Here is a 20,454-nt window from a genome sequence, read left to right as displayed (position 1 = left end):
AGGGGAGGACGGCCCGCAGGGGGCCGGGGCCGGTCGGCCCACGGCCGCCGACCACCGCCGGGACGCTCAGCCCCGCAGCCGCGCCCAGAACCGCGACCAGGCCCCGCCGCCCGTACCGGGGGTCCGGACCGGCCTGGCCACCGCCGGCCCGGCGGGCTCGGCGTGGTCGGAGTAGCCGGGGGCGTGTTGGCTGATCTTCTCGGCGCCGGCCACCCGGCCCTCGCGCATGATCCGCACGGTGTGGCCGCCGCAGCCCGGGCAGGTCGGCTTGAGCAGGGGCGACGGCACCCGGACACCGTTGGCGTGGTACTCGATCACGACGTGCCCGTCGCGGGCCACGTGGTGCTCGATGTCGTACGCCTGCTCCCACCCGTACCCGCAGCTCAGGCACGCGAACGAGTAGGCCTCCCGGACGGTCTCGACGGGGGTGTGCGCCCGGCCGGTCGGGCCGGGGCTGCTCGGGCCGGGGTCGCTCAGGGCGTTGCCACCGCGGGGGCTACCGATCGTCTCGCTCATAGCCGTCTCCCAGCGCCCGCCGGGCGCTCACCCGGCTGGGTCTTTCCATCCCAGCAAATGCCCGGAACGTCCCCGGTGATGCCCGTCTTGTGAAGACTTGGAGGCGGGTTGGGAATCCCTATACGAAAGGGTGGGTCCTGCCCGAAAACCTCGACCGAAACTTCAGCTTGGCGGGCGTTTACCGGGGCCTTCTCTCCAAGGTACGCGCCCCTCCGCCCGGCGGCACCCCCGCGCCCGAGCGCTCCGCACCCGCGGCCCGAGCAGCCCCCGACCCGACCCGGCCCGAACCCCGCCCCGGCTCAGGCCCGACGCGACCCAGGCCACGGGTACGACCCCGCCCAGGCCGCGGGTACGACCCCGGTCAGGCCGCGGGTACGCCCCCGCTCAGGCCCCGGCCGCCGCCGCCGCGTTCTTCGCCGCCACCACGGCGTCGAACACGTCCCGCTTGGGCAGCGCGAGCTCGGCCGCGACCGCCGCGATCGCCTCCTTGCGCCGCTCCCCGGCCTCCTCCCGGACCGCCACCAGCCGGGCCAGCTCGGCCGGGGTCAGCTCCTGCGGCGCGGCCGGCGGGGCGCCGGCGACCACCACGGTGATCTCCCCCCGCACGCCCTCGGCCGCCCAGGCCGCCAGCTCGCCGATCGGCCCGCGCTTGACCTCCTCGTAGGTCTTGGTCAGCTCGCGGCAGATGGCGGCGGGCCGGTCGGCGCCGAACGCCTCGGCCATCGCGGCCAGCGCCTCGGCGATCCGGTGCGGGGCCTCGAAGAAGACCATGGTGCGCGGCTCGGCCGCGACGGTGGCGAGCTGCCGGGCCCGGTCCCCGGTCTTGCGGGGCAGGAAGCCCTCGAAGGTGAAGCGGTCCACCGGCAGGCCGGACAGGGCCAGCGCGGTGAGCACCGCGGACGGCCCGGGCACCGCGGTGACCTTGACGTCGGCGGCGACCGCGGCCGCGACCAGCCGGTAGCCGGGGTCGGAGACGGACGGCATCCCGGCGTCGGTGACCAGCAGCACCCGGGCGCCGCCGAGCAGTGCCTCGACCAGTTCGGGGGTCCGGCCGACCTCGTTGCCCTCGAAGTAGGAGACGACCCTCCCTGCCGGGGTCACCCCGAGGGCCTGGGTGAGCCGGCGCAGCCGCCGGGTGTCCTCGGCCGCGATCACGTCCGCCGACGCCAGCTCGGTGAGCAGCCGGGGCGGGGCGTCCGAGACGTCGCCGATGGGGGTGCCTGCCAATACGAGTACTCCTGTCACGTGCCCCATCCTTCCAGCAACGGCCCGCCCGGCGCTTTTGGTGACGATTCGGGCAGCTTCGGAGGGAGCCGTCCCACACTCACGGTGCACCCCTACCATGTGGCGGATGAACGGCGACACGGCGGCGCAGACGCCCACTGGTACAGACCACACCGCGCGTGGTGACGTCGGCGTGCCGGTCCTGACGGACCAGCCGTCGCCCGCCCTGCCGGCCCCGCGCGATGCCGACCCGGCACACGGCCCCGCCCCCGGCACCGTCACCGGCCACGACACCGGTTCCGGCTCCGCCTCCGGCGCCGGCCACGACCCCGGGCCGCCCCCGGCCGCCGACGCCGCCCGGGCGCCGCGCCCGGCCTGGCTGCGCGGCCTGGCCCGGTTCGGCTACGCCCCGGCGCCCAAGGCCTCGCCGGCCGAGCGCCTGGCACCGCCGATGCCGGACGGCCCGGGCGTGACGCCGAAGCGGGTGCCGTCCCCGCCGCTCCTGCTCCGCCTGGGCATATCCCTGCCGGAGCCGCTCTGGACCTGGCTCTGCCGCTGGGCGGGCTGGCTCGGCCCGCTCGCGGTGGCGGTGTTCGCCGGGCTGCTCCGGTTCACCGGCCTCGGGCAGCCGAACGCGATCATCTTCGACGAGACGTACTACGCCAAGGACGCCTACGCGCTCTGGCACGGCGGCTACGAGATCAGCTGGCCGGAGAACGCCAACGAGCAGATCATGGCGGGCACGGGGGTCCCGTACCGGCCGAACCCCTCGTACGTGGTGCATCCGCCGGTCGGCAAGTGGATCATCGGCGCCGGTGAGCAGCTGTTCGGGATGAACCCCTTCGGCTGGCGGTTCGCGGTGGCGCTGCTCGGCACCCTCTCGGTGCTGATGGTGGCCCGGATCGCCCGCCGGCTCTTCCGCTCCACCCTGCTGGGCTGCGTGGCCGGGCTGCTGCTCGCGGTGGACGGCCTGCACTTCGTGCTCAGCCGGTCCGCGCTGCTGGACCTGGTGGTGATGTTCTGGATCCTCGCCGCCTTCGGCTTCCTGCTGCTGGACCGCGACCGCACCCGGGCCCGGATCGCCGCCCGCCTCGGTGACGCCCCGGACGCGAAGCTCGCCCACCGGCTCAACCTGGGCTGGCGCCCGTACCGGATCGCGGCCGGTGCCTGCGTGGGCCTGACCTGCGCGACCAAGTGGAGCGGCCTGTACGTGGCGGCCGCCTTCGGCCTGCTGACGGTGCTGTGGGACGCGGGCTCGCGCCGGCTGGCCGGTGCCGACCGCCCCTACCGGTGGACGCTGGTCCGCGACGCGGTGCCCGCCTTCGTGTCGATCGTGGTCACCTCGGTGGTCGTCTACATCACCTCCTGGTGGGGCTGGTTCGCCAGCAGCACCGTCCCCAACCAGGGCGGCTACGGCCGCGACTGGGCGGTCGGCCGGTCGACCGACTTCCCGTGGATCCCGGAGGGCATGCGCGCGCTCTGGCACTACCACTCGACGGTCTACGACTTCCACACCCACCTGAGCGACCCGCACACCTACCAGTCGAACCCGTGGAGCTGGCTGGTGGTGGGCCGGCCGGTCTCCTTCTTCTACGAGTCCCCGAAGCAGGGCCAGGCCGGCTGCACGGTCAGCGAGTGCGCCCGCGAGGTGCTGGGCATCGGCACCCCGCTGCTCTGGTGGACCGGCGTCATCGCCCTGGTCTACTGCCTCTGGCGCTGGGCGGTCCGGCGCGACTGGCGGGCCGGCGCGGTGCTGTGCGGCCTGGCGGCCGGCTACCTGCCCTGGTTCGTCTACCAGCAGCGGACCATCTTCCTGTTCTACGCGGTCTGCTTCGTGCCGTTCCTGGTGCTCGCGGTGACCATGCTGGTCGGTGCGCTGATCGGGCCCGCGGGGGCCTCCCGGGACCGCCGGATCATCGGCTCCGCCGCCGCCGGCCTGCTGATCCTGCTGATCATGTGGAACTTTCTCTTCTTCTACCCCCTGTATACGGGCGAGACGATTCCGATGGACGACTGGCGGCAGCGGATGTGGTTCAACAGCTGGATCTGACGGGTCCCGGGGCGGGGCGGAGAGGGTACCGGAGTGGTGTGCGACACGTACCAGATCCGTCACAAGACCCGGGCGTTTCGTCGGCGCACCGAGTTCGGCTGCCTAGGCTGAGCACCGAACGCGCATCCGGCGACCACCGGCTGCGGCCCATCGCCCGACCCCTGGGGGAGCAGCACCATGCGCAGTGGCGCGAAGACCGGCATCATCACCGGCGTGGCCGTCGCCATGCTGGCGGCGGGCGGCTACGGGGCGTACAGCCTCGTCGGCGGCTCGGACGACTCGGACGAGCCGCCCGCGAAGAAGCCGCGCACGGTGGTCGCCGAGCCCCCGAGCGCCGAGCAGGCCGCGGCGGGCGCCAAGGACTTCCTGGCGGCCTGGGCGGCGGGCGACCTCGCCAAGGCGGCCTCGCTGACCGACGACCCGGCGACCGCGACCACCGCGCTGACCGCCTTCCGGGACCAGGTGAAGCCGAGCGGGCTGACGCTCGCGCCGTCCGGCCCGGCCACCCCGGCGGCCTTCGCCTCGGCGACCGGCACCCCCTCCCCCGGCGCCAAGCCGTCGGCCCCGGCCGCCGGCACCACGGCGCCGGCCACTCCGGCCGCCACCGCCACGGACTCGCCGTCGGCGGCCGCGACCCCGGCGCCGGAGGGCGTGCTGATGGGCTTCAAGGCCCGTGCCGAGTTCGAGGGCACCAACCGGGTCTGGGACTACAACGGCTTCCTCAACGTCGTGAAGATGTCCGACGACACCCCGGCCGTGCACTGGGCTCCGACGGTGCTGCACCCGCACCTGGCCCCCGGCGAGGTGATCGCGGTCCAGCCCGTCCTGGCCCCGCCCGGCAACGTGGTGGACCGCAACAACAAGGCGCTGAACAGCCCCTCGATCACCGCGTCGCTGATCACCGAGGCGCAGGCGAAGGTCCAGAAGCTCCTGGCGGACCAGAACAAGGCGCAGGAGGACGCGGGCAGCGGTGTGGTGATCACCAACCCGGCCGACCCGAACGCCGCCGCCGACCGGCTGTTCACCATCGTGGAGCCCAAGCCCGCCAAGCCGTTCAAGCTGACGATCGACGCCACCCTGCAGGCGGCCGCCGAGAAGGCGATGACCGACCTCGGGGGCAAGAAGGGTTCGATCATCGCCATCGAGCCCAGCACCGGCCAGATCCTGGCGTTCGCCAACGCGCCCGTGACCGGCCAGAACCGGGCCTTCCAGGGGCTGCTCGCCCCGGGCTCCACGATGAAGATCGTCACCTCGGCCGCGCTGCTGGAGGCCGGGGTCAACCCGGACACCGTGGTGCCCTGCCCGGCGAAGAGCAGCAACCCGCAGGCGATCCCGAACTCGTTCAAGGAGGTGTACCCGAACAACACCCTCCAGCAGGACTTCATGATCTCCTGCAACACCGCCTTCATCGACCAGGGCCTCGCGAGCCTCAAGCCGGGTGCGCTGACCAGCACCGCCAAGGACGTCTTCGGCCTCGGCCTGAACTGGCAGACCGGCCTGCGCAGCGCCGACGCCCAGGTGCCGGACGCCGGCTCCAACAAGGACGAGCAGGCCATGCAGTCGATCGGCCAGGGCAAGGTCCAGATGAACCCGCTGGCCATCGCCTCGGTCGCCGCCACCGTGCAGAGCGGCACGTTCAAGCAGCCGGTCCTGGTCGCCGAGCTGCCGCAGCAGAAGGCCGCCCGTGACCTCTCGCCCGACGCCGCCGCGAAGCTGAAGGCGATGATGGCGGCCACCGCGAAGGACGGCACCGCCAAGGACGTGATGGCCGGGATCTCGGACAACGCCGGCGCCAAGACCGGTTCCGCCGAGGCGACCGGCATCACCACCACCAACAGCTGGTTCACCGCGTTCCGGGGCAACCTCGCCGTCGCCGCCGAGGTCGAGGGCGGCGGCCACGGCGTGGACGCGGCCGGTCCGGCGGTCGCCTCCATCATCAAGGCGGCCGGCAACCGCTGAGCCCCGCCCCCGGTCCCCGGGGCCCGCGCCGCCCGCCCTGCCTCAGCGTCCCGGCAGGGCGGGTTCCGGCCGGGCCAGCAGGCAGGCGGAAGTCGGGACGGGTGGCCGGGCGCTCCACCGCCGGGCCGCCAGCCGGGGCCAGATCACCAGCACCACCGGCAGCGCGAGGTACCCGAACCGCCCCGCCGGGGCCAGCATGAACGCGATCGCCAGTCCGGCGGCCAGCAGGTCGGCGGCGGCGATCGCGGAGACCGGCGGCCGGGCCAGCAGCCAGACGGTCACACCGAGGCCGCCCACCGTCAGCAGCACCAGCGAGGCGGTGTGCCCGGTCGGCCCGAACCCGGCCAGCACCTTGCCGGGCAGCGGGCTGCCGGCCGGGGTCTGGATCGCGGTCAGGCCCAGGGGGAAGCGCACCACCTGTTCGCGCAGCTCGTCCGCCCGGGCCAGGACGAACGGGGCCATGACCGCCACCCCGGTGCCGAGCGCGGTGATCCCGGCCCGGGCGGCCGGCCGCCGCCCGTAGAGCCGCCAGAGCAGCAGGACGGCCACCGGCAGCGCCGGCCAGACCGTCCACTTCAGGGTGCCGGCGAGCGCCAGCACCAGTCCGGCCGGGATGGTCCGGTCCCGCTCGGCCAGTGCCATGGCCAGACAACAGAGCCCGATCAGCGGCAGGTCCACCCCGCCGCCGACCAGGGCCAGCGCGACCAGCGGCGAGGCGGTGAGCACGGTCAGCGGCAGCAGCGGCGCCCGGTCCCGGGAGGGCCGCAGCAGCCGCCAGCCGGCCAGCAGGCAGACCACGAAGGCCAGCGCGAACCAGATCCGGGCGTCCCCGGCCAGCCGCACCACCGCGTTGCCGTCGCCGAGCACGGCGCGCGGCACGCCGAACAGCGCCATCCCCGGCAGGTAGGGGTTGTAGTCGGTGACCACCACCGGGTCCGGCAGGTACGGGCTGCCGGTGGTGAACAGCAGGTGCGCCGAGCGTTCGACCACCATCACCTCGGACTGGTGGCGGCCCTGGAGGGAGAGCACGGCCAGCGGCACCAGCACGGCGCCGACCAGGGCGACCGCGGCGGCGGTCCGGGCGGCGACGCGGCGCGGGAGGATCAGGCAGAGCAGCCCGGCGAGCAGGTAGGAGGGGGCGGCGACGGCGCCCCAGAGCCGCTGGTTGGGGAGGTCGGAGACGACCGGGAAGGCGGCCGCCCAGCCGGCCGCGATCAGACAGCCGAGCAGCTGGACCCCGCGGTGCCCGGCGGTCCGGGCCGGATTCAGCCGATCGGGCGGCGACTTCGGGCCGCCCCCGCCACGCTGGCGGGGGAACGGGCGGGGAGCCAGGCTGGCACGCAGGCGGGCACGTCCGGCCGGGGGAACGGCCGGGCCGGGCGGCGCCGGGGTACCGCCCCGGCCGGTGAAGCGGCCGCGCGGGCGGGAGTAGCCGGGCGTGCGGGTGCTCACCATGGTGGAAGGTTATGGCCGGGGGTGGCGCCCTGTCGCCATGTCTGCGACGCGAGTGTCCGCGGGTGCGAACGGGGCCGCCCGGAGGACGGAACCCCCGGACGGCCCGGTTCTCTGCTCACAGGAGTCAGCCGGCGTTCGTGTCGGTCGGCTGCGCCGGGCCGGCCGGCTGTCCGGCCCGCTCCAGCTTGGAGTGCTTGATGCTGTAGCCGAAGTACACGACCACCGCGACGAACAGGGCGATCGCACCGGCCCGGAAGGTGTCGGCGTGCAGGCCGGTGATCAGGTAGACGCAGAAGCCGATGCTGATCAGCGGGACGACCGGGTAGCCGGGCACCTTGAAGCCGCGCGGCAGGTCGGGCTGGGTGCGGCGCAGGATGATCACGCCGACGGAGACCACCGAGAACGCGATCAGGGTGCCGAGGCTGGTGATGTCGGCCAGCACGTTGAGCGGGATGAAGGCGGCCAGCGCGCCGACGCCGATCCCGACCACGATGGTGTTCCAGACCGGGGTGCCGGTCCGCGGCGAGAGCTGGGCGAAGCGCTTGGGGAGCATCCCGTCGCGGCCCATCGAGTACAGGATGCGGGTCTGGCCGTAGATCACCACGAGGGTGATCGAGAAGATCGAGATGATCGCACCGATCGCGAAGAGCATCGCGGGCCAGCTCTGGCCGGTGATGTCCTGCAGGATCTGGGCGAGGCCGGCCTCCTGGCCGTCGAACTTCTCCCAGGGCTGGGCGCCGATGCCCGCCACGGCCACCAGGATGTACAGCACGGTGACCACGACCAGCGAGATGATGATCGCCATCGGCAGGGTGCGGCGCGGGTTCTTGACCTCCTCACCGGCGGTGGACACGGCGTCCAGGCCGATGAAGGAGAAGAAGATGCTGGAGGCCGCGACCTGCACGCCGCCGATGCCCAGCGGCATGAACGGGGTCAGGTTGCCGGAGTGGAAGCCGGTCAGCGCCACGCAGATGAAGAGCAGCAGGATGAGGATCTTGATGGCCACCATGGCCGCGTTGACCTTCACCGACTCGCTGACGCCGCGGATCAGCAGGATGCAGACCATGGCGACCAGCAGCAGCGCCGGCAGGTTGAACCAGTGGCCGTCGCCGGGCGCGCCGGAGAGCGCCTCGGGGATCTGGAACCCGAAGGCCAGGTCGAAGAACTTGTTGAGGTACTCGGCCCAGCTGACCGCGATCGCCGAGGCCGAGACCCCGTACTCCATCAGCAGGCAGATGCCGACGCCGAAGGCCACGCCCTCGCCGAGGGTGGCGTAGGCGTACGAGTACGAGGACCCGGAGACCGGGATCGCGGAGGCCATCTCGGCGTAGCAGAGCGCGGTGAGGCCGGCGGTCACGGCGGCGATCACGAAGGAGAGGATGACGGCCGGGCCGGCCGAGGGCACCGCCGTGCTGAGCACGAAGAAGATGCCGGTGCCGATGGTGGCGCCGATGCCGATCGCGGACAGCTGCCAGAGTCCGATCGAGCGACGCAGGTGGATGCCGGAGCGTCCGCCCTCCTCGGGCGCTCCGGCGGGCAGGCCGTCGCGGCCTTCGCTCTCGGCGATCAGGGTGGAGACGGGCTTGCGCCTCAGGAGGCGCGCACCGAGGGTGTTGCTGGCCAAAACGGGGGTCCTTCTAGGCGAGGGAGGGTGTCCTAGCGGCCGGTCACTCGACGCGTCACGGGGTGCCATCGGGGACCAACCGAACAAAGATGGGACAGTACCCCGCGAAAGCACCAGTGTCGCAAACGAACAGTCCCGCGGCGCGCATTGTACGAAGCGTCGCATCGGCATGTACAAACCGGACACTTCGCAAACGGCGGATCCACCGTCGAGCAGATAAAGCAGCAGGTCGGAGGGGTCGGTAACGGCCTCACCCGGCGAGCACCGCCTGCATCACGGCCCGCGCGACCGGCGCCGCCAGCCCGCCGCCCGTGACATCGGTGGCGTCACTGTCCGCGATCACCACGGCGACCGCCACCGGCGGCACCCCGTCCGAGCCGGCCGGCGCGGCCCAGGAGATGAACCAGGCGTACGGCGTCCCGCTGTTGTCCACCCCGTGCTGGGCGGTACCGGTCTTGCCGCCCACCACCGCACCGCCGATCCGGGCGCCGCGCCCGGTGCCGTTCTCCACCACGTCGGTCATCAGCCGCCGCACCTGCCCGGCCGTCCCCGGGCTCATCGCCTGCCGGTACACGGTCGGCTTCATCAGCTGGACGGCGGTGCCGTCGCTCTTCGTCAGCTCCTCCACGAGCTGCGGACGCATCACCGTGCCGTTGTTGGCCACCCCGGCCGCGACCATCGCCATCACCAGCGGGGTGGCGGCGGTGTCGAACTGGCCGATCGAGGAGAGCGCGAGCTGCGACTCGTCCATCCGGGTGTCGAAGTTCGAGCGGGCCGCCCTGACCGGGGTGTCCAGCCGGGCGTCGTTGAAGCCGAAGGCCTCCGACACCGCCGTCATCCGCTCCAGCCCGACCTGCACCCCGAGGTAGCCCAGCACGCTGTTGCAGCTGAGCACCATCGCAGTGTCCAGCGACTGCCCGGGCTCGTCGCAGGCCCGGGTGTCGTTGACCAGCGGCGTGGTGGTGCCCGGCAGGACGTACGGGAAGGGCGCACCGGTCGGCGCGTCGATGTCGGTGACCACGCCGCTCTCCAGCGCCGCGGCCGCGGTCACCACCTTGAAGGTCGAGCCGGGCGGGTAGGTCTGCCGCAGCGCCCGGTTGAGCATCGGCTGGTCGGGGTCGGCCTGCAGCCGGTTCCAGGCCTCCTGGTCGTCGGCCGAGGTCCCGGCGAAGCTCCCCGGGTCGTACGACGGGGTGGACGCCAGCGCCAGGATCCGCCCGGTGGCGGGCTCGATCGCGGCGACGGCGCCCTTCTGCCGGCCCAGTCCCCGCATCGCGGCCTGCTGGGCGGCCCGGTCGATGGTGGTGCGGACGTCCCCGCCGGGGTTCTGCCGGCGCGCCACCGCGTCCCAGACCGCCCAGCTCGCCAGCCGGGGGTCGGTGCCGGAGAGCAGCTCGTCCTCGGTGCCCTCCAGCTGGGTGTTGCCGTAGGTCTGCGAGGAGTAGCCGGTGACCGCCGCGTACACCGGGCCGTCGGTGTAGGTGCGCTTGTAGTCGTAGCGCCCGCCGGTGGGCTCGGAGCCGGTGACCGGCTCCGAGCCCACCAGGATGTCGCCGCGCGGCTGGGAGTAGCGCACGATGGTGAGCCGCTGGTTGGCGCTGTTGTGGTTCAGTTCGTCGGCCCGGAAGACCTGCACCCGGGTGGCCTGGACGCAGAGCACCACGATCAGCAGCAGGCAGAAGGTGCCGGCCCGGCGGCCGGTGACGGAGATCCCCGGCAGGCCCTGCGGCCCGTCGCCGGAGGCACCGCCACCGGAGCGGTCGCGCGCCATCAGGCCTCCCCGGGGGCGGGCCGCCGCGCGATGTCGCTCATCCGCACCAGCAGCGCGACGATGATCCAGTTGGTGACCACCGAGGAGCCGCCCTGGGCGACGAACGGCAGCGTCATCCCGGTCAGCGGGATGAGGTCGAGGACCCCGCCCGCCACCACGAACACCTGCAGGCCGACGATCGCCGCCAGCCCGATCGCCAGCAGCCGCCCGAACGGGTCCCGCAGCGCGATCCCGGTCCGGAACCCGCGGGAGACCAGCAGCGCGTACACCAGGAGCAGCGCGATCAGCCCGGTCAGTCCGAGCTCCTCCCCGATGGTCGCGAGGATGAAGTCGGACTTGGCGGCGAAGCCGATCAGGGCCGAGTACCCGTTGCCCAGCCCGGCGCCGAGCTCCCCGCCCCAGGCGAAGGCGAACAGCGACTGGGCGATCTGGTTGGCGCCGCGCCCGGCGGCGATCGAGCCGAGCGGGTCCAGCCAGTCGTTGACCCGGCTGTGCACGTGCGGCGAGAGCCAGCCCACCCCGACCGCGCCGACCGCCGCCAGGAAGAGCCCGATGGCGATCCAGCCGGTCCGCGCGGTCGCCACGTACAGCATCACGACGAAGAGCCCGAAGAAGAGCAGCGAGGTGCCGAGGTCGGTCTCCAGCACCAGCACGCCGACGAACGCCGCCCAGATCACCAGGACGGGTGCGAGCACCCGCCCCGGGGGCAGCTGGAACCGCCAGACCCGCCGCCCGGTGAGCGCCAGCGCGTCCCGGTGCACCGCCAGGTAGGCGGCGAAGAAGACCGCCAGCAGGATCTTGGCGAACTCGCCCGGCTGGAAGGAGAGCGGGCCCAGGGTGATCCAGATCCGCGAGCCGTACACCGGCGGGAAGAAGATCGGCAGCACCAGCAGGACCAGCGCCACCAGCGCCCCGATGTACGCGTAGCGCTGCAGCCTCTTGTGGTCCCGCAGCAGGAGCAGCACCAGGATGAACAGGCCCACCCCGAGCGTGGACCAGAGCAGCTGGGTGGGGGCCGCGTTGCCCGGCGTGGACCGGTCCAGCCGGTAGATGACCACCAGCCCGATGCCGTTCAGCAGCACCCCGATCGGCAGCGGCAGCGGGTCCGCGTACGGCGCCTTCCAGCGGACCGCGGCGTGCGCCAGCAGGGCGAGCACGCCGAGCGCGGCCCCGTACTCGCCCGCGTCGGCGGGCACCGTGCCGTCGATGTTGAGGCCGACCTCGGCGTAGCCGAGGACGGCGGTCAGCACCGCGGCCAGGACCAGCGCGAGTTCGGTGTTGCGCCGGGTCCGCACCGTCCGGCGCGGCCGGTCGGCGGTTCTCGTCACGGCGGAGGGTGTCGCCACGGACCGTCCTGGGTGTCGATCTGCGGGATGTCCTGCTGCGGGGTCGCCCCGGTGCGGCGGACCCGGGGGCGGCGAACCGGGGTGTGACGATCGGGGCGGACGGGCGGCGGGCCCGTCCGCCCCGACGTGAGCGGCTGGTCAGGTGGGGTCAGGCCCCCTCCGGGGGGCTCAGGCCGGAGCCGGTGCGGCGTTCGCCCGGGCCGCCTCGACGGTCGCCTTCAGCTCGGCCTCGGCGGCCGCCGAGAGCGAGGTCTGGATGATCTTGCCGCCGTACTGGGCCAGCTCCGGGACGACCTTGTCGGCGGTGGCCTTGCGGACCAGCAGGAACACCGCGGCGGTGCCCGGCTGGAGGTGCTCGCCGACCTGGCGCATGAAGTCGTCGTCCACCCCGATGTCGGTGGAGGCGCCGACCGCGGCCCCGGCCGCACCGCCGACCGCCGCGCCGAGGAACGGCATGAAGAACAGCAGGCCGATCACCCCGCCCCAGAGCGCGCCCGAGGCGGCCCCCGCGCCGGTGGTGCTCACCTGCTGGTGCAGCTTGATCCTGCCGTCCTCGCGGCGCTCGACGACGACCGCGTCCTCCAGCTCGATCAGCTTCTGCGTCTGCAGTCCGACCGCCGCGTTGCGCACCGCCCGGGCGGTGGCCAGATCCGGATAGGCGATCGCGAAGAGGTTGCTCACGTACGGGTCCTTCCCTCAGTCGGACGTACCGGCCGGGCCCGGGCGCCGGTGCGGCGGCCCCCTCGACCCGCTCGTCACCCTAACGAGCGCTATCCATATTTATCGGTTCATCCGTCCGGTGTGTCACGTATTGCCCGGTCGCCGGGTCCGGTACGCCGCACGACCCGGCGCACGCCCGGGCACCCCTGGCACCGATCACCCACCGGCGCCCGCGAGTTCGCGCCGGAGTCCGGCACCCCGCGCACCGGACCGTGTTGGCCACGGGGAACTGATGATCCCTAGGATCGGCGGGTGACTACCGGACGACGACCGAAGGCCAGGCTCGGCAGCCTGCTGGCCGCCCTGGCGATAACGGGCGGGGCGCTGCTCAGCGGCCTGCCCGCCCATGCCGACGAACCATCAGCCGGCTCCGCCGGCAAGGAAGCTCCCCGGGTCGACCTCGTCCTGGACGTCAGCGGCTCCATGCGGGAGGCCGACATCCAGGGCAAGAGCCGCATCGCGGTGGCCCAGCAGTCGCTGAACGAGGTGATCGACGCCCTGCCGGCCGAGACCGACTTCGGCATCCGCACCCTCGGCGCCACCTACCCCGGCAACGACAAGGCCCAGGGCTGCCTGGACACCAAGCAGCTCTTCCCGGTCGGGAAGACCAACAAGACCGAGGCCAAGACGGCCGTCGCCACCCTGCGCCCCACCGGCTGGACCCCGATCGGCCTGGCCCTGCGCGGCGCCGCCGAGGACCTCGGCAAGGGCGAGACCACCCGCCGGGTGGTGCTGATCACCGACGGCGAGGACTCCTGCGCCCCGCCCGACCCCTGCGACGTCGCCCGCGAGCTCGCCGCCCAGGGCATCCACCTGGTGATCGACACCCTCGGCCTGGCCCACGACGACAAGACCCGCCAGCAGCTGCTCTGCATCGCCACCGCCACCGGCGGCACCTACACCGACGTGCGCACCCAGGAGCAGCTCACCGAGAAGGTGAAGCAGCTGGTCGACCGCTCCAACGACACCTACGCGGTGGCCCCGGTGAAGACCACCGGCACCGACCGGTGCGAGTCCGCGCCGGTCCTCGCCCCCGGTGTCTACAGCGACCGCGAGAAGTTCTCCGAGCACCGCGTCTACCGCGTCCCGGTCAAGGCCGGCCAGGAGCTGCGCGCCTCGGTCAGCGTCGCACTGGACCGCCCGGTGGCCCGCGACTACGGCGTCCTGCTCCAGGCCACCAGCACCACCGGCCAGGAACTGGTCCGCGGCACCGACGCCGGGAGCGGCCGCACCGACGTGGTCTCCACCGGCCTGCGCTGGTCCACCGACGACTCCAAGGGCTACGCCACCGCGACCCCGTCCGCCTCGCCGAGCGGGAAGCCGGAGACCACCGTCTGCCTGGTGATCAGCAACTCGCTGGCCGCGCAGGCCGGTGTCGCCGCCGACCCCGGCCTGCCGCTGGAGCTGACGGTCGACCTGACCGCCGCCTCGCCCTCCCCGGACGGCCCGGCGATGGGCCTCGGCCGCGGCTGGATCCTGCTGCTCGTGCTCACCCTGGCCGGCCTCGTGGCCGGTCTGCTGTTCGGTTGGATCGCCCGCTGGCGGATCGCTGTCTGGCAGGAGAACTGACCATGTCCCACTCGACGACCCGCGCCCGGCTCCGCACCGCGGTGACCGCGCTGGCCCTGCTCCCGGCACTCGCCCTCGCGGCCCCGGCCGCCTCCGCCGCCTCGCCCTCCCCGAGCGCGAGCGGCACGCCGGCTCCGGCCAACAAGGCCGGCACCTCCTTCCTGACCGCCGTCAACCTGGCCCCCGGTCAGGACGCCGCCGTCGCCGTCTCCACCGGCGACTACCTGTACTGGGCGTTCGGCGCCGCGGAGGGCCAGACCCCGACGGTCGGCCTGACCGTCACCCTGCCCCCGTCCGCGGACCGGCACGACCGGCAGACCTGGAGCGTCGAGGTGTTCGACGGGCTGCGCCGCCGCCAGTCCTGCACCGCCGGCACCCAGAACGCGACCGCCGAGCAGGCCACCGCCTCGCTCGCGCTCAGCTGCACCCTGCGGGAGGTCCGTTCCTGGGCCGAGCCGTGGTCCGGCGACCCGCTGCCCGGCACCTACTACGTCCGGCTCTCGGTCGCCGACGCCCCGCAGCCGGACCTCGGCCTGGCCGCCTCGGTCCAGCTGCACGTGACGGCCAAGGGCGACGCCGACAACGCCCAGCCGGAGGGCGGCGAGCTCAGGGCCCCGCTGGTCCCGCCGGCCGGCGGCGGCGCCGCGACCGCCAAGGCGGCGGCCCCCGAGGAGCCCGAGGACCACTGGTACACCGGCTGGTTCTCCGGCTGGAACAGCCGCTGGTTCTGGACCGCGGCCGGCGGCGTCCTGGCCGCCCTGGCCGGCGTCGCGGGCTACACCCTCACCCGGCACCCGCGCGGCCGCCGGCCCGCCCGCTACGGCTCGGTGCCGCCGCAGTCCGGCGCCCCCCAGCCGGGCCCGTACGCCGGCTCCGGCCAGCCCTGACGGACCCCGCCCCCGAGGGCCGGCCGGAGCACTGCTCCGACCGGCCCTCGGCCGTCCCGCCCCACCCCGGCAACCCGGGGCGCACCTGCCGGGCACGGCCCAGGACGTGTCTTGTGGATCAGGTCGGACCCGGGCTGATCCACAAGACACGGCCTAGGCTCGAACCGTGACACCACAGCCGGACGGCAGGATCGTGGTCGGCGTGGACGGCTCCCGGCTCTCCCACGCCGCCGTCCGCTGGGCCGCCCGGCTGGCCGCCCTCACCGGCGGCCCGCTGGAGGCGGTGACCGTCTGGGAGTTCCCGCTGCCGCAGGACGAGCACGGCCTGGTCCTGCCCGCCCTGGACGGTTTCGAGCCCGAGCGCCACGCCGCCCGGATCCTCGACGAGACCCTGGCCGCCAGCCTCTCCCCCGGCACGGCCGTCCGCCGCCTGCTCCGGGCCGGCGTCCCCGGCCCCACCCTGGTGGCCACCGCCCGGGACGCCACCGCGCTGGTCGTCGGCTCCCGCGGCCGCTCCGCCCCGCCCGGCGCCCCGCTCGGCACGGTGGCCCTCCACTGTGTCGACCACGCCCCCTGCACCGTGATCGTCGTCCGGGAGTGATCCGTCTCACAGCCGCCGCGGCGCCCGGCCCGTCACCCCGCCGCCCGGCTGACTTCCCGTCGAACCGGGTCCCGCCACAACGCAGAAGTCCCGCCTGGTCGATGACCGGGCGGGACTTCCGTTGGGTGGAGCTGAGGGGATTCGAACCCCTGACCCCCTCGATGCGAACGAGGTGCGCTACCGGACTGCGCCACAGCCCCAACGAGAAGAAACTCTAGCACCTTTCGGAGGGGGCTCGTGACCACCCCCCGGCGGCCGCCCAGGTCGGGGGCCCGCAGCGCCCCCGACCGGTCACTCGTTGGCCGCGCGCGGCCGGGACTCGGACCCGGGGGGCTCGGCGTACTGGTCGAAGAGCGGGGTGTTGCGGCCCTCGGCCGGGCGGCCCGCGCTCCAGGTGCCGGGGGCGGTCAGGTCGAGGCCGCGGCTGACCCGGGGGGCCACCGGCGCGGTCACGTAGGTCGGCAGCGGGACGGGCACCGGCTCCCAGGAGTCCGGGCCGGCCGCACCGCGCTCGCGCATGCCGTCGACCCACTCCTCGTGCTCGGTCGCCTCCGCGACGGCCGAGGCCGAGCCGGGGGCGCCGGCGGTCGCCCTGACCGCGTCGGCGTCGGTCGCCAGCCGCAGGTGCGGGCGGGCACGCCCGACCGGGACCTCCGGCGCCGGCTCGGCGAGCGGGGCCTCGGCGGCGGCCCGGGCGGCCTCGGCACGCTGGTGCTCGCGCTTGCGCAGCCGTTCGGCGGCCTGGGCCGCACGGACCCGGTCCAGCTTCACGGCGTACCGCTGGCGCTCCAGCCGCCGCAGGTGCCCGATGTAGAGGGTGAGCAGGAGGGCCGGGACCGCGGGGACCCAGAGGAAGGCCAGTCCGGCCACCGCCGCGACCACCGCGCCGACGGCGAAGGCCAGGAAGAGGACGGTGACCATCCGGCGCCGCCGGGCCAGCAGTCGGGCCCGGCGCTCGGGACCGCCGCCCGCGGCCGCGGCCCGCCCCTCGGTCCACCCCTCGGTCCGGTCGGCCGGGCGGTGCACCGGCCGGGCCGCCGGTCCGTCCTCGTCCGGCGCACCGACCGGCGGGCCGGCCGGGAGTCCGGCGGAGGGGTCGTCGGCGGGACTACCGGGGGGAACGTCGGAGGGGTCGCCGACAGCGGCCCCGTCCCGTCCGGAGGGTCCGTCGTCACTGCTCTGCTCGTCGTCACGCGGTTCGTCGCTCAGGGCCCGGGACGCCCGCCGCTCCAGCGCCGAACGCCCGGCCAGCAGGCGGATGGCGGTGCTGAAGCGTTCCGTCGGGCGCGCCTCGTTGAGCTCGTCCTGCCTGCGGAGCCACATCGGCACCAGATAGGCGGCCCAGGCCCCTACGATGACGGCGTAGATAAGGCCGCTACTGCTCACGTTTCACACCGTACGGGCGCGGGGGAAGGCCTGGTAGCAATTTGGCACGGCGTGTCGTGTGATCAAGCTGATTCTCCGACTATTTTGCCGGTATTTGTGCCCGTCCGTCGCCACGCCGATGCCATATCGATATTTCTTTCGAACATATATTCAATTTCTCGGACGCCGACCCGAACTGAGGGCCCGCCAGCGGTCCAGCATCCCCTCCGGAACCTCGTCGGCGGTGAGTGCGAACACCAGGTGGTCCCGCCAGTCCCCGTCGATGTGCAGATAGCGCGGCCGCATTCCCTCCGAGCGGAAGCCGAGCTTTTCCGCCACCCGCCGGCTCGGGGTGTTCTCCGGACGGATGCAGACCTCGATCCGGTGCAGGCCGAGGGTGCGGAAGCAGTGGTCGACCGAGAGCGCGACCGCGGTCGGCATGATGCCCCGCCCGGCCACCGCCTCGTCGATCCAGTAGCCGACGTTGGCCGAGCACATCGAACCCCAGGTGATCCCGCCGACCGTCAGCTGGCCGACCAGCCGGCCCTTGTACAGCACCACGAAGGGCAGCATCCGGCCGGCCGAGGCCTCGCCGCGCAGGTAGCGGACCATCTGCCGGTAGGTCGGGCGCGAGCCCGCGCCGTGGGCCGCCGGGCCCGGCGGCACGGTCGCCTCCCAGCGCCGCAGCCAGTCCCGGTTGCGGCGGCTGACCTCCTGCCAGTCGCGCTGGTCGCGGACCCGGATCGGGCGCAGCGCGACGTCCCCCTCGTGGAGCTCTACCGGCCAGCCGGCGTTCAGTGCGCTCTCCCGGAAGCTGGTGCGTCGGGCCGGGGGTGGTCGCCGCCGCCGAGCTGGTCGACGGCGTGCGCGAGCAGCGGCTCCAGGACGGCCAGGCCGTCCTTCACGCCGCCGGTCGAGCCCGGCAGGTTGACGATCAGGGTACGTCCGGCGAGGCCGGCCAGCCCGCGGGAGAGCGCCGCGGTGGGTACCTTGTCCCGGCCGTACGCCCGGATCGCCTCGGGGATGCCGGGGATCTCGCGGTCGAGGACGCGTGCCGTCATCTCGGGGGTGAGGTCGGTCGGCGAGATGCCGGTGCCGCCGGTGGTCAGCACCACGTCGTAGCCGGCCGCGACGGCCTCGCGCAGGGCCGCCTCGACCGGTTCGCCGTCCGGGACGACCCGGGGGCCGTCCGCGGCGAAGCCCATCCCGCGCAGACCGGCGACGAGCAGCGGGCCACCCTTGTCCTCGTACACGCCGGCCGAGGCGCGGTTGGAGACGGTGACGGCCAGCGCCCTCACGCGGACACCTCGGGGGCGGTCCAGTCGCCGCTCTTGCCGCCGGTCTTGGCGAGCACCCGGACGGACTCGATGGCGGCTCCCTTGTCGACGGCCTTGACCATGTCGATCACGGTCAGCCCGGCCACCGCGACGGCGGTCAGCGCCTCCATCTCGACGCCGGTCCGGTCGGTGGTCCGCACGGTCGCGGTGATCTCCACCGCGTCGTCGGCCACGGCGAGCTCCACCTTGACGCCGGAGAGGGCGATCGGGTGGCAGAGCGGGATCAGCTCGGGGGTCTTCTTCGCGCCCATGATGCCGGCGATCCGGGCGACGGCCAGCGCGTCGCCCTTGGGGACGCCCTCGCCGCGGAGCAGCTCGACCACCCGGGGGGCGACCCGGACCCGGCCGGCCGCGACCGCGGTGCGCGCGGTGACGGCCTTCTCGGAGACGTCGACCATCCGGGCCGCGCCCTGCTCGTCGACGTGGGTGAGGCCGACGTGGGTGAGGCGGTCGCCGGGCGGTGTGGTGGTCACGGGTGGCTCCAGGGGGCGCGCAGGTCGAATACCGCGCTACCGTACCCCCCGCTCCGGCCGGTGCGTGGGACGGGCCGCGCCGGTGAGACGGTCCACCGCGCCCGGGGTCCGGGCGGGCCCCGCGGCACCGCCGGGCGCCGGGTTCAGCCGCCGAGCAGGACCACGTCCACCGCGCTGCCCGCGGGCAGTTCGGTGACGTCCTCGGGGACGGTGATCAGGCAGTCCGCCCGGGCCAGCGCGCCGACCAGGTGCGATTCCGCGCCGCCGACCGGCTCCACCACGCCGTCCGCCGCCGAGTACCGGCCGCGCAGGAACTGCCGCCGCCCGGCGGGCGAGCGCAGGGCCACCGGGCAGTGCGCCCGGACCACCGGGCGGTGGACGTCGTCGGCGCCGAGCATGGTCCGGATCGCCGGGCGGACGAAGAGCTCGAAGGAGATGTACGCGCTGACCGGGTTGCCGGGCAGCGCCATCAGCGGCACGCCGGCGCCGGGGCCGATCCGGCCGAAGCCCTGCGGCTTGCCGGGCTGCATCCGCAGCCGGCGGAAGTCCACCCCGCCGTACTCGGCGAAGACCTCCTTGACCACGTCGTAGGCGCCGACGCTGACGCCGCCGCTGGTGACGATCAGGTCGGCCCGGCCGAGCTGGTCCTCCAGGACGGCGCGCAGCCGGGCCGCGTCGTCGGGGACTCCGCCGACCCGGTAGGCGATCGCGCCGGCGTCGAGGGCGGCCGCGGTGAGGGTGAAGCTGTTCGAGTCGGTGATCTGCCCGGGACCGACCGGCTCGCCGGGCTGGACCAGTTCGCTGCCGGTGGAGAGCACCACGACCCGCGGGCGCGGGCGGACGGTGACGGTGGGCCGGCCGACGGCGGCGAGCAGGCCGAGCTGGGTGGGCCCGAGCCGGGTGCCGGCGGTCAGGACCCGGGTGCCGGCGGCGACGTCGCTGCCGCGGCGGCGGATGTGGGCGCCCTCGGCGACCGGGCGCAGCACCCGGACCTCCTCGCCCTCGACCGGTGCGGTCATCGCGTCGGCGGCGCGGCCGGTGCCGGTGCCGCCGTCGGTCCACTCGACCGGGGCGACGGCCTGGGCGCCGGGCGGTACGGGGGCGCCGGTCATGATCCGGGCGGCCTGGCCGGGACCGACCCGGGGGAGTTCGTCGGCGCCGGCGGCGATGTCGCCGACCACGGAGAGCACCGAGGGGTACTCACCGGTGGCGCCGGCGGTGTCGGCGGTGCGGAGGGCGTAGCCGTCCATCGAGCTGTTGTCGAAGGACGGCAGGTCGCCCTCGGCGAGCACGTCCTCGGCCAGTCGGCAGCCCTGCGCGTCGAGCAGCTGGAGCTCGATGGCGGGCAGCGGGCCGACGGCGGCCAGCACGTCGGCGAGGTGCTCGTCGACCGTCCAGAGGCCGGACGGGTCCGCCGGGGCGGGCCGGGCGGACGGGGCCGTCCGGCCGGACGGATCCGGCCGGACGGCGACCGGGCGGACGGGCGGCGCCGGGTCCGCGGAGCCGTCGCAGCAGGCTGCGGGGGTGGTACTGCTCTCCGTGGACCCGGTCATCGGC

Annotated in this window: 17 protein-coding genes and 1 tRNA gene; 5 read left to right on the top strand and 13 right to left on the bottom strand. The window is 74.3% G+C overall.

Going from position 1 to position 20,454, the window contains the following annotated elements:
* Positions 1-66: 66 nt before the first annotated feature.
* Together AC067J_RS22155 and rsmI are read right to left on the bottom strand one after the other, a co-directional pair.
* Positions 67-516 carry a hypothetical protein gene (locus tag AC067J_RS22155; protein WP_478301696.1) on the bottom strand — a complete coding sequence of 150 codons (450 nt, stop codon included), beginning with the start codon at positions 514-516 and terminating at the stop codon, positions 67-69.
* Positions 517-900: 384 nt separating this feature from the next.
* Positions 901-1,761, bottom strand: coding sequence for a 16S rRNA (cytidine(1402)-2'-O)-methyltransferase (gene rsmI / locus AC067J_RS22150; RefSeq protein WP_478301694.1), 861 nt, complete (start codon positions 1,759-1,761; stop codon positions 901-903).
* A 106-nt stretch (positions 1,762-1,867) separates the two neighbouring features.
* Between rsmI and AC067J_RS22145 the strand changes: the two genes are divergently transcribed.
* Together AC067J_RS22145 and AC067J_RS22140 are read left to right on the top strand one after the other, a co-directional pair.
* Positions 1,868-3,790, top strand: a complete 1,923-nt coding sequence (locus AC067J_RS22145) for a dolichyl-phosphate-mannose--protein mannosyltransferase (RefSeq protein WP_478301692.1) — start codon at positions 1,868-1,870, stop codon at positions 3,788-3,790.
* A gap of 177 nt (positions 3,791-3,967) precedes the next feature.
* Positions 3,968-5,749, top strand: a complete 1,782-nt coding sequence (locus AC067J_RS22140) for a penicillin-binding transpeptidase domain-containing protein (RefSeq protein ID WP_478301691.1) — start codon at positions 3,968-3,970, stop codon at positions 5,747-5,749.
* Positions 5,750-5,791: 42 nt separating this feature from the next.
* Here AC067J_RS22140 and AC067J_RS22135 read toward each other — a convergent pair whose 3' ends face one another.
* The 5 genes from AC067J_RS22135 to AC067J_RS22115 form a co-directional block, all read right to left on the bottom strand.
* A complete protein-coding gene (locus AC067J_RS22135; RefSeq protein ID WP_478301689.1) occupies positions 5,792-7,204 on the bottom strand; it encodes a glycosyltransferase family 87 protein in 1,413 nt (470 codons plus the stop codon).
* A gap of 124 nt (positions 7,205-7,328) precedes the next feature.
* Entirely contained in the window at positions 7,329-8,897 is a 1,569-nt protein-coding gene (locus AC067J_RS22130; RefSeq protein ID WP_478301687.1) for an amino acid permease, read from the bottom strand.
* Positions 8,898-9,078: 181 nt separating this feature from the next.
* Positions 9,079-10,599, bottom strand: a complete 1,521-nt coding sequence (locus AC067J_RS22125; RefSeq protein WP_478301685.1) for a penicillin-binding transpeptidase domain-containing protein — start codon at positions 10,597-10,599, stop codon at positions 9,079-9,081.
* Positions 10,599-11,927, bottom strand: coding sequence for an FtsW/RodA/SpoVE family cell cycle protein (locus tag AC067J_RS22120; RefSeq protein ID WP_478301684.1), 1,329 nt, complete (start codon positions 11,925-11,927; stop codon positions 10,599-10,601). Before AC067J_RS22120 ends, AC067J_RS22125 begins: the two co-directional genes overlap by 1 nt.
* Positions 11,928-12,113: 186 nt before the next feature.
* Entirely contained in the window at positions 12,114-12,626 is a 513-nt protein-coding gene (locus AC067J_RS22115; protein WP_478301682.1) for a DUF1269 domain-containing protein, read from the bottom strand.
* Between the two features lie 291 nt (positions 12,627-12,917).
* On the opposite strand from AC067J_RS22115, the gene AC067J_RS22110 reads away from it, so the two are divergent.
* From AC067J_RS22110 to AC067J_RS22100, 3 genes are all read left to right on the top strand, one after another.
* Positions 12,918-14,234 (top strand): VWA domain-containing protein, encoded by a 1,317-nt coding sequence (locus AC067J_RS22110; protein WP_478301681.1) that lies wholly within the window; start codon positions 12,918-12,920, stop codon positions 14,232-14,234.
* 2 nt (positions 14,235-14,236) lie between these two features.
* Entirely contained in the window at positions 14,237-15,121 is an 885-nt protein-coding gene (locus AC067J_RS22105) for a peptidase (protein WP_478301679.1), read from the top strand.
* A 166-nt stretch (positions 15,122-15,287) separates the two neighbouring features.
* A complete protein-coding gene (locus AC067J_RS22100) occupies positions 15,288-15,722 on the top strand; it encodes a universal stress protein (RefSeq protein WP_478301677.1) in 435 nt (144 codons plus the stop codon).
* Positions 15,723-15,848: 126 nt separating this feature from the next.
* On the opposite strand, the gene AC067J_RS22095 is transcribed toward AC067J_RS22100, so the two are convergent.
* The 6 genes from AC067J_RS22095 to glp all read right to left on the bottom strand — a co-directional run bounded on the left by AC067J_RS22095 (position 15,849) and on the right by glp (position 20,450).
* A tRNA-Ala gene (locus AC067J_RS22095) sits at positions 15,849-15,922 on the bottom strand.
* Between the two features lie 91 nt (positions 15,923-16,013).
* Positions 16,014-17,108 (bottom strand): divisome protein SepX/GlpR, encoded by a 1,095-nt coding sequence (gene sepX / locus AC067J_RS22090; RefSeq protein ID WP_478301676.1) that lies wholly within the window; start codon positions 17,106-17,108, stop codon positions 16,014-16,016.
* 150 nt (positions 17,109-17,258) lie between these two features.
* Positions 17,259-17,885, bottom strand: a complete 627-nt coding sequence (locus tag AC067J_RS22085; protein ID WP_478301820.1) for a GNAT family N-acetyltransferase — start codon at positions 17,883-17,885, stop codon at positions 17,259-17,261.
* Entirely contained in the window at positions 17,882-18,385 is a 504-nt protein-coding gene (locus AC067J_RS22080) for a MogA/MoaB family molybdenum cofactor biosynthesis protein (RefSeq protein WP_478301674.1), read from the bottom strand. Before AC067J_RS22080 ends, AC067J_RS22085 begins: the two co-directional genes overlap by 4 nt.
* Positions 18,382-18,822, bottom strand: a complete 441-nt coding sequence (moaC, locus tag AC067J_RS22075) for a cyclic pyranopterin monophosphate synthase MoaC (protein WP_478301818.1) — start codon at positions 18,820-18,822, stop codon at positions 18,382-18,384. Before moaC ends, AC067J_RS22080 begins: the two co-directional genes overlap by 4 nt.
* Before the next feature lie 218 nt (positions 18,823-19,040).
* Positions 19,041-20,450, bottom strand: a complete 1,410-nt coding sequence (gene glp, locus AC067J_RS22070) for a molybdotransferase-like divisome protein Glp (protein ID WP_478301672.1) — start codon at positions 20,448-20,450, stop codon at positions 19,041-19,043.
* Between the last annotated feature and the right edge of the window lie 4 nt (positions 20,451-20,454).

Source organism: Kitasatospora sp. NPDC042419, from assembly GCF_056437345.1.
This window is presented reverse-complemented; position numbering and strand designations above follow the sequence as displayed.

Bases quoted from the DNA above. Each gene is read 5' to 3' on its own strand.
- AC067J_RS22155 (WP_478301696.1), bottom strand. From the start codon at position 516: ATGAGCGAGACGATCGGTAGCCCCCGCGGTGGCAACGCCCTGAGCGAC.
- AC067J_RS22105 (WP_478301679.1), top strand. From the start codon at position 14,237: ATGTCCCACTCGACGACCCGCGCCCGGCTCCGCACCGCGGTGACCGCG.
- AC067J_RS22145 (WP_478301692.1), top strand. From the start codon at position 1,868: ATGAACGGCGACACGGCGGCGCAGACGCCCACTGGTACAGACCACACC.
- AC067J_RS22135 (WP_478301689.1), bottom strand. From the start codon at position 7,204: ATGGTGAGCACCCGCACGCCCGGCTACTCCCGCCCGCGCGGCCGCTTC.
- glp (WP_478301672.1), bottom strand. From the start codon at position 20,450: ATGACCGGGTCCACGGAGAGCAGTACCACCCCCGCAGCCTGCTGCGAC.
- moaC (WP_478301818.1), bottom strand. From the start codon at position 18,822: ATGGTCGACGTCTCCGAGAAGGCCGTCACCGCGCGCACCGCGGTCGCG.
- AC067J_RS22125 (WP_478301685.1), bottom strand. From the start codon at position 10,599: ATGGCGCGCGACCGCTCCGGTGGCGGTGCCTCCGGCGACGGGCCGCAG.
- AC067J_RS22140 (WP_478301691.1), top strand. From the start codon at position 3,968: ATGCGCAGTGGCGCGAAGACCGGCATCATCACCGGCGTGGCCGTCGCC.
- AC067J_RS22130 (WP_478301687.1), bottom strand. From the start codon at position 8,897: ATGGCACCCCGTGACGCGTCGAGTGACCGGCCGCTAGGACACCCTCCC.